This window comes from Asticcacaulis sp., from assembly GCF_047605585.1.
In the GTDB taxonomy this organism is placed as follows: Bacteria; Pseudomonadota; Alphaproteobacteria; order Caulobacterales; family Caulobacteraceae; genus Asticcacaulis.
On the sequence record NZ_JASGFK010000005.1, the window covers coordinates 196549 to 208800 of the forward strand.

The following is a 12252-nucleotide window of genomic DNA, read 5'->3' on the forward strand; positions in this document are numbered from 1 at the left end:
GGCTTATGAGTATTCAGGACGCCAGCAGCGCTTTTGGCGCTTCGCAACCCCTTAAGGGCCCGATCTTTTTCGAGCGGCGGGAACTGGAACTGATCCTGCGGCTTTACGGGCAGCATGTGGCTTCCGGCGAATGGCGGGACTATGCCATTGATCAACTCACCGATGCCGTGGCCTTCAATATTTTTCGCCGCTCCAATGAGGCGCCGCTCTATCGCATCGAAAAGCGCCCCTCCCTGGCCCGCAAGCAGGGCGCCTTTGCAGTCTTCAACCAGGCGGGCATGATCCTCAAGCGCGGCCGCGAACTGGGACCGGTGCTGGCTGTACTCGACAAGCGCAAGTTCGACGTTTTGTAGGCCATTACGGCTTCGCCGGGACGATCCAGGCCCGTGCATTCGCCAGATCGAGCGTCACGACCCACTGCGCCAGAACCGGTGCGCCGATATTGCCGTCAATGATCAGGGGCATGGTGCGTGCGGCCTCCGTCTTCAGCGGCACGCCGCCGTCGATGTCCGCTTGCAGGCTCTGCGGCTGCGGGCTGTCCGCGCTGAGGCCCAGCAGTTCGGCGTTATGGCTGCCGACCACGACCGGCGCATCGCTGCCGGAATCCAGTTCCAACCAGACATTGCCCTTCGTGGTTTTCACGGCGACAAAAGGCGTCAGGGACAGGCCGGCCATTTCGCGGTTGAGACGGACCGTCACCTCACGGGCACCCGCGATACGTGCCTTCAGGCTTTCCGGCGTTTCGATCACCAGCTGGCTGTGCCCCAGATCCAGTGTCACGACCTTTCCGGCAAAGCTGTCGAGCGCGATCGAGCCGGCCAGCGGCGGCGCGTCCTTGGGCAGGACATTGGCGAAATCCCACACGCCGGCGGTCGGTGTTTTCAATGTTTCGCCAGCTGCACCAAAGGTCAGGTCGTCACAACGTTTCAGGTCCATGCGGTCACCACGCATACGGAAGCCGGTCATCTGCCCCCAGGGTTCGCAACCCATCTCCGTTGCTGTGGCCGGGGTGATCACCGTAATGCCGCCGGCGGTATCGAGCAGAAAGGTCTCCGGCTTGCCCTTGACCTCGGCCTGGAAGGACCAGATGACGCCGAGATAGGGTGACAGCGGAATAACAGCTGGCGCTTCGGCCCGCGCCATTCCGCCGGCCAGCAGGGTCGCCATGGCCAGCCCGGCCGTAAGTATCGTTGCTACCTTCATCATATCCCCCGGATGTTGCAAATGCTGGCGGTATCATGGTGTCAGAATAGCTGACTGTCCAGATATGAAAAAGCCCTCCGGAATCGCTTCCGGAGGGCTTTTCAGTTCAGATGTATCAGGCCTTAGCGACGGCCGCCGAACAGGTTCAGCAGGCTGAGGAACAGGTTGATGAAGCTGACATACAGGCCGATGGCGCCGATATAGGTGAGGGCGGCGCGGTGATTGGCCGAGGCCTGGCCCGCCGCATAATACAGCGACTTCAGTGACTGGGTCTGGTAGGCGATCAAGGCCGAGAACAGGACGACGCCAATACCCGACATGGCCATCATCATGATGCTGCTCTTCAGGATAAAGGCATTGACGACACCAGCGATGATCAGGCCCAGGACCGAGGCCGAGAAGAAGCCGCCCCAGCCGGACATATTGACCTTGGTGGTATAGCCGATCAGGCTGACCACGCCAAAGGTGGCGGCCGTGACGAAGAAGATGGTGGCGATCGAGATGCCGGTATAGAGCAGGAAGATCGACGACAGCGACACGCCCATGATCGCGACGAACACCCAGTAGAAGGCGCCCGAGACCGCGGCATTGAGGCCATTCATGAAGCGGCCGGAGATAAAGCTCAGGGCCAGCGGCGCGAAGGCGAAGACCCAGCCCAGCAGGGTATAGCCGGTGACGCGGCCGTCAGCGGTGAAGTTATACAAAAGCCGGATCAGGAAGGGCGAATTGGCGACGGCCCACGCCATGCCGCCGGTGACTACGAGCCCCAGCGCCATTTTCTGATAAATACCAAGCAGGAAGTTGCGCAGGCCCATATCCTTGGCCTGTTCTTCTGCGGTGGGCATGGCAATATAGCGTGTGTCCATGTCGTTCATAGGTTTGAAACCCCTGTTAAATGTCTGATGCCGCTGGCCAAGTCTTGCCAAGGCATTCTTGTGATAATATGGGACTGTGGCGCTTTCCTGACAAGGGGCTTTCTATTCCCTGTCGGGACTTTGATTTTCTAAGCAAATTCAGGCCAAACCAGCATGAAATATTCTCCCCTCGGACGCACGGGTCTTGATGTCTCCCGTGTTTGCCTCGGCACCATGATGTATGGTAGCCAGGTATCGCAGGCCGATGCCTGGGCGCAGATGGACTATGCCCTGACCCGCGGCATCAATTTCTTCGATACCGCCGAAGCCTATGCCATCCCGCCGCAGCCGGAAACGCAAGGCGCCACCGAGCGGATCATCGGCGAATGGCTCCAGGCGCGCGGCAACCGGCAGGATATTATCCTGGCCACCAAGGCCGCCGGCCGCAACGACCAGATGACCTGGATCCGCAATGGCCCGCGCCATACCCGCGAACATCTCGATGCCGCCATTGAAGCCTCGCTTGAGCGCCTGCAGACCGACTATATCGACCTCTACCAGCTCCATTGGCCCGATCGCCGCTATGTCGCCTTCGGTTTCCATCACTATGCCGATTACGATGGCGATTACGAGAGCTTCCATGCCATACTGGAAACGCTTGACCGCCACGTAAAGGCCGGCCGTATCCGCCATATCGGCGTGTCGAACGAGAGTCCCTATGGCGTAATGAAGTTCCTCGCCGAATCCGAAAAGCATGGCCTGCCGCGTATCGCCTCGATCCAGAACGCCTATTCGCTGGTGTCGCGCGCCTTCGATTACGGGCTGGCCGAAGTGAGTTTGCGCGAAGAGGTTGGCCTGCTGGCCTATTCGTCGCTGGCGCAGGGCTATCTGACCGGCAAGTATCGCAATGGCGCCCTGCCCGAAGGCGCACGCAAGACCCTCTATCAGCGCCTGTGGCGCTATGAAGGCCCCGGCGGGATCGAAATGATCGATAAATATGTCGATCTGGCCGCCGATCTGGGCCTGACGCCTGAGCAACTGGCGCTCAAATTCGTCGATCAGCGGCCGTTCGTCACCTCGACCATCATCGGGGCCAGTACGATGCCGCAGCTGATCAGCGATATCGACGCCTTCGATACCGAATGGACACCGGAGATCGACAAGGCCGTGCTCAAACTGCACCTCAGCCATCCCAATCCCTGTCCGTGAGGTCCTGATATGATGCGCTCTGCTCTTTTCATTCCCTGCGCCAATCCGAAAGCCATGGCCAAGGCGGCGACACTCGCCTGCGATGCGCTGATCTTCGATCTGGAAGATGCCGTGGGCGAGACCGAGCGTGATGAGGCCCTGGTGCGGCTGGCGGAGACACTGGCTGGCCGGTTTACAGCGAAGGCGGTGCTGGTGCGTATTCATCCGCAGTATCTCAATGCTATTCACAAAGCGCTGGCGGGCGCAGCCATAGACGGGCTGGTCATTCCCAAGGTGAACGGTGTCGCCGATATCAGCGGCGTGGCGCATGTCTGGCCGAATATGCCGCTGTGGGCGATGATCGAGACGGCACAGGGCGTGGTCAATCTGGGCGAAATCGCGACGGCCGGCGTAAAGGGCCTGATCGCCGGACCGAACGACCTGCGCAAGGATCTGCGCACCCGGCCGATAGCGGACCGCGCCGATATCCTGTTCGCCCTGTCGCAGATCGTGCTTCATGCCCGCGCCAACGACCTGATCGTGCTGGATGGCGTCTATAACGCCTTCAGGGACGAGTCCGGGTTTGCAGCTGAATGCAAACAGGGCCGCGATCTGGGCTTCGACGGCAAGACCCTGATCCATCCGGCCCAAATCGCGGCGTGCGAAGCGGCCTTTTCACCCTCGGTGGCCGAGATCGCCTGGGCCACGGCCGTAATCGCTGCTTTCGAGGACAGCGCGGCGGGTGTGGTATCGGTGAATGGCGAGATGGTCGAGCGTCTGCATCTGGAACAGGCAAAGCGCATTATTACGCCTGAATAGTGTTTTACCGAGCTGAAATCATATTTTTATAAGGTTTCGGAAGTTTTTAATGTATGATTATACGAAGGATGATAGTGATTCCGCCCGGTAAGTCGTTTTTGCATACCCCTTAGTGAGAGTTTAGTGAAAACCCGTAGCAATCTAACGGTCAGAGTCATCAATCTGGAAAGTGATACTACTCGCCGGAAGGCTGTAGAGGACAATCTTAAAGATTTTAACGATGGCAACTGGGGCTTTTTCAAGGCGCTGAAAAGCGATGCGCCCTTCGAATATCCGTCTGAACCGTCCAAACAACTTATCCACTACGGCCGCAAACTTGGTCCGGGCGAAATAGGTTGCTTCAAAAGCCATGTCGCGGTCATTCAGGAGTTTGTTTCCAACGCCGAAAGCGACTGGCTTCTGGTTCTGGAGGACGATGTCTGGGTCGATACGCTGTTCGATTATCAGGACACGATTGCGCTCGCGGAAAAGGCGAACCTCAACTATATCCGGCTCTATGCCAAACGGCTCAAAAAAGCGCGCGTGGTTCATGCCTGGGGCGAGCGGCAGCTTATTCGCTATACGTCGGATCCCTACGGCACCCAGGCCTATCTGATCAATAAAACGGGCGCGCGGCGGTTCCTGCAGTCGCTGAAGGCCATTACCTTGCCGATCGACGACGAAATGAGCCGCTTCTGGGCGAACGGTCTTGAAATCTATGCCGTCTATCCGTTTCCCGTCGTGGAAAAATCGGCGCCGTCAAATATCTTCAACGACCGCATACAGCGCATGGCCGACCGGGAAACCAAGGCCGTGGAGCGCTTCCTGTTCAAGGTCACGGAAAAGGCCGTCAAGGAACTGGCCAACATGGCCTTTCTTCTCAAGCGTCGGCATATCGCCGCCCGATTGAATCAGAAGCGAGCCTAAACGCCCGCCTTCAGCAGGTGATAGGTGATGGCGTCGTACAGCGCATTGTAGGATGCGTCGATCACGTTGTGGCTGACGCCCAGCGTATTCCAGGTGCGGCCCTGATCGTCACGGCTTTCGATCATGACGCGGGTCAGCGCCGCTGTGGCGTCGGATGGGGTCAGGATACGCACCTTGTAATCGTTCAGGTGCATGGCGTTCAGTTGCGGATAGTGCGGCGTCAGGGCCTTGCGCAGGGCGGCATCGAGCGCATTGACCGGCCCATTGCCCTCGGCCACGCTCATCACCTGCTCGCCCTTGACCACCAGCTTCACAGTGGCTTCAGCAACATCAAAAGCCCGGCCTTTTGCGTCCTGCCGGTATTCGTTGAGCGCGCGATAGCTTTGCAGTTCGTAATAGTGCGGCAGCTGGCCCAGGCGTTCGCGCGCCATCAGCTCGAAGCTGGCGCTGGCGTCCTCATAGGCATAGCCCAGCGCTTCACGTTCCTTTACGGCCGTGACCAGCGCGCCGATGTGGTCGTCATCGTCGGAGACTTCGATCCCCATCTGGTGCAGGCGGTTGACGATATTGGCGCGGCCGGCCTTGTCCGACACCAGGATCAGGCGCGAATTGCCAACCAGGGCCGGATCGATATGCTCGTAGGAGCGGCTGTCCTTGTTCATGGCACTGACGTGCAGTCCGCCCTTGTGAGCGAAGGCGGACGCGCCAACATAGGCGGCATGGCGATTTGGAGCGCGGTTCAGCCGGTCATCGACCAGGCGCGACAGTTCGCCGATATGGGTCAGCTGCTCCGCCGAAAGGCCGGTGTCAAAGCCCATCTTGAGCATCAGGGTGGGGATGATGGCGATCAGGTTGGCATTGCCGCAGCGCTCACCGATGCCGTTGATGCAGCCCTGCACCTGGCGCACCCCGGCCTCGACGGCGGCCAGCGAATTGGCCACGGCCTGTTCGGTGTCGTTATGGCAGTGGATGCCGAGATTGGCGTCCGGCAAGGCGGCTTTGACGGCACTGACGATGCGATAGACTTCGGAGGGCATGGAGCCGCCATTGGTATCGCACAGCACCAGCCAGTTGGCGCCGGCATCAAAGGCGGCCTTCAGCGCTTCGATGGCATAGGCCGGATTGGCCTTGTAGCCATCGAAGAAATGCTCGGCGTCGAACACGGCTTCGCGGCCATTGGCGCGGATATGGGCCAGGCTGTCGCTGATCATGCGCAGGTTCTCAGACGTGGAAACCTTGAGCGCGGTTTCGACCTGCCAGTCCCAGGTCTTGCCGACCAGGCAGACGGTGGGCGTATTGACCGCCAGCAGGTCCTGCAAACCGGGATCGTTGGACGCCGAGCGGCCGGCGCGGCGGGTCATGCCGAAAGCGGAAACCTTGGCCGTCTTCGTCTTTGGCAGGGCGCCGAAAAAGGCATCGTCCGTCGGGTTGGCGCCGGGCCAGCCGCCTTCGATATAGTCAATGCCGAACGCGTCGAGCGCCGCCGCAATCGCCTGCTTGTCCGCGACAGAAAAATCAATGCCTTGCGCCTGCGCACCGTCGCGCAGCGTGGAGTCATAAAGATAGATACGTTCAGCCATGCCCCATCTACAGAATGGGGATAAGGCAGGTCAACCGAATAAGCCGTCACGAATGTAACGGTCCGGCCGCGGATAATTACGAACGCCGGTTTGCGGGAACCTGAAAAATTTACACTTCGGCAGGATATGCGACCTAGAATTGCAAGACCGCTTTCCGGACCGAGACCCATATAGTGCCCCGCATTCGTACCCGTCTTATCTGCCTGTCTGTTATGCTTGCGGGTTTGAGCGCCATGCCCGCCCTTGCCTGCACGACCACGGCCTCCCGCACCAATACGGTGGGGCCTTATTCGCCCGCCGCCGTCAAGGCGGGCAAGGTGCCGGCCATTTCCAATCTCGCCGGCATCAACTGCCCCACCACTGTGCTGGTCCTGTTGAGCAACAACTATATTCGCGCAACCTTTTCCAGCCAGAACAATTTCCTGCTGAAGCCGGCCTCGGGCACGGACAGCATCAGCTACACCGCTTCGATCGATTCCAACGGCACCTATCCGATCACGCAGGGTGCCACGATCGACTATATGCAGAACAATGTGCTCAACCTGCTGGGCCTTCTGGGCGGCAGCTCCGCCGACCTGCCCTTCTACATCAAGCCCACCAGCACCAGCCTAGTGGCCGGCAATACCTATACCGACCTGATCAGCGTAACCTGGGACTGGTATCTGTGCACTATCAACCTGGCGGGCGCCTGCATCGGCACGGTCGACAAGAGCACGACACCGGTCACCACCCAGATCCGCATCAACCTGACAGTCACGCCCAATCCGCCGGTCGTGGTCTCGACCTCGACCGTGACCTGGGACCCGATCAACAATACCAGCAATCCAAAATCGATTCCCGGCAGCAAGCGCCGACTGGCGGCCGTCGTTTCCAATCCCGATATCGTCGCGCTCGACACGAATACAGTGGTCGTCCGGCTGCCGACTCCTTCGGGCCTGATGATCGCGCCAGACGGCGACGGCACCAATCTGGGCTCGGTGATCCAGGTAACGCAAGGCTCCACGGCCACCGGCCTGACGCTCAACTATGTTTCGCCCTCCAGCACAACGGACGATGTCGACTTTTCATCCGACAACGGCACGACCTGGACCTATGTGCCGGATACGGCCAGCGATACGTCAAAAGCGGCCGTCACCGATATCCGCCTGCGCTTTCAGGGCAGCATGGCCGCCAGTTCGTCCCTGACCGTGACCGTGCCTTACAGCATTAAATAATCTGGCAGCGTAAAGTCAGGCGGCGCGCAGAATATCCGCCGGCGTGACCAGCTTGAGCAGCGGCGATTGACGGGCCCGTTCCACCACTTCCGGCGTAAAGCCCAGACGCGAAAACATGACATAGTTGGGCAGGGGCGCCTTGCCGCCCGGCGGGTTCGGGTTCTCCGGCGCATGATCAGTATGACGGACCTGCTGCATCAGATAGTCGGCACCGGCCTCGCCCACGGCGCGCGTGCTCCAGGCACAGGCGCCGAAAACTGGCGTGCGGTCCATCAGCCGCCCGGCAATGGGGATGTTATAGCCCTGGCCCCAGGTCTGCCCGACCACCTGGGCCGGTGAATCGAACAGGTCCGCGCTGTGCAGCCGAACATAGTCGCGGCAGACATCCTCGAACCCCATCATCATGTAATCGTTGAGCTGATGCCGGATCGTCTCGTCGAACAGCCGCGCGCCATGGCCGCGATCTATGCTCAGACGATGCGGCTGCACGAACAGGTTCCAGAACCGCGTCAGGGGATCGGAGATGGCGAAGCGGATATAGCGCGCCTTCGGATCGGCATCCATGGCGCGCACATCGGTGATCAGGCGCATATTGCGCAGCTTTTCCAGATAGGAACTGATCGATATGCTGGTCTGGGCGCCCATGATGAAGCTCTTGATCTCGCCGCTTTCCCGGTAACCATTGGCTATGGCGCGCAGGATGCTGGCATAGACCTTGATATCCCGCAGGTCACGCCCCAGCAGGTCGGTCGGCTCATCTACCAGGTGACCGTCAGAGGACAGAAGCAGCCTGACAATATTGTTGCTTAGCCCGGCCTTGGGATCGAGCAGACGCAGATAGGCCGGAAGCCCGCCGAAAATGGCGTAGGCGGCGATGCAGGCCTCGTGGCTGTAATCTGGGAAAAACTGCACCGCTTCGTGCAGGGGCAAGGGGGCGAGATCCATGACTTCCGGCGAGCAACCCGCCAGGGCATGTTGCGCGAGCGCCGGCGTGCCTCGGGTCAGGTCGATCATCTTGGTGACGTTCGAACCGGCCAGGACCAGCTTGAGATCGGAGGCCGCCGCCACGCCCGACTGCCAGAAGGTGCGGATGGTCAGGGGGAGGGTCTCGTCGGAGTCGCACAGGACGCTGAAGTTATCGAGTATAATGATAAGGCCTGGCCGCTTCTGCGCGCTCACCGCCACGGCGCTCAGCAGGCCCAGCCAGTCGTTTTGTGCCTCCATGGCCGGATCCGGCCCCAGATTCGCCAGGCACGAGCGCTTGAAGGACTGAAAATTGAGCCGGGAGGTCTCGTTCGAGGCTTGCAAAAATACCACAGTCCGGTTTTTGCATACCTGCAGAATCAGGCGCGTCTTGCCCACTTTCCGGCGTCCGGTGACGACAATCAGGCTCGGCCCAGGCTTGTCGAGCAGGTCGTTCAGGCTGGCCAGTTCCCGTGTTCTTCCAACGAACATCAGCGGTCATTCCAATTAGCGTCATCGTGATTACGGTAACCCATCTTCTGCAGACGCTTCGGAAATGCCGCCACTCTTTCCAGAGCCCCTTTGCAGGCTTACGTAATCGCCAAACTCTGCACCAGATGGTTGCACAAGTCAAACCGCCCGCTACCGCCGGGGCCGCGCTCAAACGCGATACGGACCGCAACCGTATTTTCGAAGCCGGCGACAGGTAATTTTAAATACCATACGAAACAATTACTTGCCGTAATCGCGACTGTAACCACAGGCCGCAACCCGCAATTTAAAGTTATCCTGAATACTTCCATCAGGCGATCAACCAGGAAAGGAATTGGTAAGCATTAAATTTTAGCGTGACAGGTCAGTGTAGCGCCACATTATAAGTACTTGTGAAATGTATACGAGCAGAATTGCTTGCAAAATCAGGCATAATTTGAAATTTGTGCAAATTATTGTGTGCAATTTTGCATTCCTTATTGCATTTTTACTCAATGCATCCAATGCAAATGCCGCAGAACGCGTCCTGTACGTGGAAAATACGGCGCACGTTTCTTATACGCTGGCCGGTGTTGCGCATGATGCTCCCTCAAATACGGTGATCACCAGCCTGGTGGCGCTGATCGACGTGGAAAATACCGCGCTCGCCGCCCAGACCGACACCCTGCCGTCCGAAGCGAGCGGCTACAGCTACAGTTTCCGCATCACGAATACCGGCAGCGATGTCGACCAGTATGAACTGGCGGCCGCCTTTACCGATCGTTCGGGGGCCATCGATTCCCTGTGGATCGACAGCAATCACAATCATCGCCTCGATGAGGGTGACGCCCGTATCAGCGACGCCGCCCTGCCGCTGGCCGCGGGCGCCTCGGCCGATGTGCTGGTCCTCTCCGCCACGCGCGGCACCATGGGCCTGACCGTGACCTCGACCAATGACGATCCCGCCGCCGTTATCCGTCATCAGCACGCCACAGCCGCCATCGCCCTGGAGAACGGTCAGGGCGACGATGCCGTCACCCTGACCAAGTCACAGTCCGTCGATACGCAGGGCGCCGCCGCGCCGAACACCGGCAGCCTGATCACCTATGACCTGACCGCCCACATTCCCGCCCGCGCCGGCCTGAGCGACGGCGTCATCACCGACGCCATCCCCGCCGGCACGACCTATGTCAGCGGCAGCCTGACCTTCGACGGCAGCCCTCTGACCGATATCGCCGACAGCGATAACGGCGCCTTCGACACCGCCCGCAAGGTGATCAGCGTCACCCTGCCCGCCACAATGACCAATCCGGATAATGCCGCAAACCATACCGTCCGCTTTCAGGTGCGGATCAATTGAAAGGAGACCTGAACATGAAAACACCCGCCTCCAAGGATCCCATCTCCGCTTCGAGCCAGCGCTGGCTGGCTGGCTTTGCCTGCGTCATCATTCTGTCGGCCATTGTTCTGATGGCCCTGCTGATCATGGTCGCGAACAAGGCCGTGGCCGCCCCCGCCGCGCCGGTGACGCTCAACCTGACCGTCATGAAGGAAATGCGGGTCGCCGCCTCCGACGGCACCACGAAGATCAACCTCGTGGATGTCAGCGCGGTGACGCCGGGCGACCGCCTGGTCTACACCCTGACCTACACCAATACGGGTTCGAAGCCGGTGTCAGACCTGGTGCTGAACTATCCACTGCCGCAAGGCATCGCCTATCGCGCATCCGCTGATGGCTCACTGGCGCCGCAGCTTTCCGTCGATGGCGTCCACTTCGCCCCGCAGACGCCGGAAGGCACCGTCACCGCCCTGCGCTGGCAGGTGGCCGGCGACCTGATGCCGGGCGCCCGTGGCTCGGTGTCCTTCAAGGCGACCCTCAACTAACCCCGTTCAAGTCCTGAAAGGCAGTTCCCTCCATGCATCTGCGTAATCTCATTCCGGCCTTCCCGCTGGCGGTTGCCGCGGCCTTCGCCCTGAGTGGCGCCCTGAGCGGCACGGCGCAGGCGGCGGGCACGGTCGCCGGCACCAACATCAACAACACCGCCACCGTCAACTATTCGGTCGGCGGCGCGACCCAGACCCCGGTCACCTCCAACACCGCCACCTTCGTGGTCGACCGCAAGGTCAATCTGTCGGTTACGGAAGTGGGCGGCGCCACGACGACGATCTCTTATGGCTCCACCAATCAGGTGACCACCTTCCAGGTCACCAACCTGACCAACGCCACCCAGGATTTCCGTCTGGTGGCCTCGCAGCAATTGTCCCTGGCGCTCACCCTGCTGGGCCTGACCGACAATATGGATATGAGCAATGTCCGGGTGTTCGTCGATGCCAACAACAATGGCACCTACGAGGCCGCGACCGATACGGCGACCTATATTGACGAACTGGCGCCGGATACGTCCAAGACGGTCTTTATCGTGGCAGACGCCCCGGCCAGCGGTGCGGCCAATGGCACGGCCGGTGTCGGTCTGACCGCCATATCGGCGGCCGGCGGCACCGCCGGCACCCTGGGTTCGGATCTGGTCGCCACAGTCGGCGCCGATAATCCGGCGACCGTCGATATCGTCTTCGCCGACGCCACCGCCGGCCCGCTCGACGCTGCGTACGACGGCAAGCAAAGCGCGCTGGATGCCTATGCGGTCGCCTCGACCACCGTCACCTTCGCCAAAACGGCCACCATCATCAGCGATCCGGTCAATCTGACGACAACGCCCAAGGCGATCCCCGGCGCCACGGTTGAATACTGCCTGAGGGTCTCCAATACCGGCCTGAATGCCGCGACGGGCCTGACCATCACCGACGCCATTCCGGCCAATACCACCTATGTGGCGAACTCGCTCTATGTCGGCGGTTCGGTCGTGTCGACGCTCTGCCTCGCCGACGGCACCCATTATAACGACACCGGCGCCGCCGGTAGCGGTGCGACCATGGGCGGCACAGCCGATGGCACCAATGTCACGGCCTATATCCCGACGCTGGCCGCCGGCGTGACCACCACGGCGCGCTTCCGCGTCACCCTGAACTAAGCGTTACCGGAAAGGCCTGGCCACG

The 12252-nt window shown here is 60.4% G+C and carries 12 protein-coding genes; 8 read left to right on the forward strand and 4 right to left on the reverse strand.

What is annotated here, in order from left to right:
- The first annotated feature begins 5 nt into the window (after window positions 1-5).
- On the forward strand, window positions 6-353 hold the full coding sequence (locus QM647_RS14130; RefSeq protein WP_414996176.1) for a DUF2794 domain-containing protein: 348 nt from the start codon (window positions 6-8) through the stop codon (window positions 351-353).
- Between the two features lie 4 nt (window positions 354-357).
- Here the strand turns inward: QM647_RS14130 and QM647_RS14135 are convergent, their stop codons facing one another.
- Together QM647_RS14135 and QM647_RS14140 are read right to left on the reverse strand one after the other, a co-directional pair.
- Window positions 358-1203, reverse strand: coding sequence for a hypothetical protein (locus QM647_RS14135; protein ID WP_414996177.1), 846 nt, complete (start codon window positions 1201-1203; stop codon window positions 358-360).
- Window positions 1204-1325: 122 nt separating this feature from the next.
- Window positions 1326-2078: a Bax inhibitor-1/YccA family protein gene (locus QM647_RS14140; RefSeq protein ID WP_414996178.1), complete on the reverse strand. Its 753-nt coding sequence runs from the start codon at window positions 2076-2078 to the stop codon at window positions 1326-1328.
- 153 nt (window positions 2079-2231) lie between these two features.
- Between QM647_RS14140 and QM647_RS14145 the strand changes: the two genes are divergently transcribed.
- The 3 genes from QM647_RS14145 (at window position 2232) to QM647_RS14155 (ending at window position 4970) form a co-directional block, all read left to right on the forward strand.
- The gene (locus QM647_RS14145; protein ID WP_414996179.1) at window positions 2232-3266 is read left to right on the forward strand and encodes an aldo/keto reductase; all 1035 of its coding nucleotides are present in this window, start codon (window positions 2232-2234) and stop codon (window positions 3264-3266) included.
- A 9-nt stretch (window positions 3267-3275) separates the two neighbouring features.
- Window positions 3276-4064: an HpcH/HpaI aldolase/citrate lyase family protein gene (locus QM647_RS14150; protein WP_414996180.1), complete on the forward strand. Its 789-nt coding sequence runs from the start codon at window positions 3276-3278 to the stop codon at window positions 4062-4064.
- Between the two features lie 123 nt (window positions 4065-4187).
- The gene (locus QM647_RS14155; RefSeq protein WP_414996181.1) at window positions 4188-4970 is read left to right on the forward strand and encodes a glycosyltransferase family 25 protein; all 783 of its coding nucleotides are present in this window, start codon (window positions 4188-4190) and stop codon (window positions 4968-4970) included.
- On the opposite strand, the gene cimA is transcribed toward QM647_RS14155, so the two are convergent.
- A complete protein-coding gene (gene cimA, locus QM647_RS14160) occupies window positions 4967-6550 on the reverse strand; it encodes a citramalate synthase (RefSeq protein WP_414996182.1) in 1584 nt (527 codons plus the stop codon). The two genes, QM647_RS14155 and cimA, sit on opposite strands and share 4 nt — an antisense overlap.
- Before the next feature lie 233 nt (window positions 6551-6783).
- Here cimA and QM647_RS14165 point away from each other — a divergent pair, with 233 nt between their 5' ends.
- Complete coding sequence (locus QM647_RS14165) at window positions 6784-7764, forward strand: hypothetical protein (protein ID WP_414996183.1); 981 nt, start codon at window positions 6784-6786, stop codon at window positions 7762-7764.
- Between the two features lie 15 nt (window positions 7765-7779).
- On the opposite strand, the gene QM647_RS14170 is transcribed toward QM647_RS14165, so the two are convergent.
- Window positions 7780-9219 carry an ATP-binding protein gene (locus tag QM647_RS14170; RefSeq protein ID WP_414996184.1) on the reverse strand — a complete coding sequence of 480 codons (1440 nt, stop codon included), beginning with the start codon at window positions 9217-9219 and terminating at the stop codon, window positions 7780-7782.
- A 532-nt stretch (window positions 9220-9751) separates the two neighbouring features.
- On the opposite strand from QM647_RS14170, the gene QM647_RS14175 reads away from it, so the two are divergent.
- The 3 genes from QM647_RS14175 to QM647_RS14185 are packed head-to-tail and all read left to right on the forward strand — an operon-like array spanning window position 9752 to window position 12227.
- Window positions 9752-10558 (forward strand): hypothetical protein, encoded by an 807-nt coding sequence (locus QM647_RS14175; protein ID WP_414996185.1) that lies wholly within the window; start codon window positions 9752-9754, stop codon window positions 10556-10558.
- A gap of 14 nt (window positions 10559-10572) precedes the next feature.
- Window positions 10573-11082 carry a hypothetical protein gene (locus tag QM647_RS14180; protein WP_414996186.1) on the forward strand — a complete coding sequence of 170 codons (510 nt, stop codon included), beginning with the start codon at window positions 10573-10575 and terminating at the stop codon, window positions 11080-11082.
- 32 nt (window positions 11083-11114) lie between these two features.
- Window positions 11115-12227 carry a hypothetical protein gene (locus QM647_RS14185; protein WP_414996187.1) on the forward strand — a complete coding sequence of 371 codons (1113 nt, stop codon included), beginning with the start codon at window positions 11115-11117 and terminating at the stop codon, window positions 12225-12227.
- Window positions 12228-12252 lie beyond the last annotated feature (25 nt).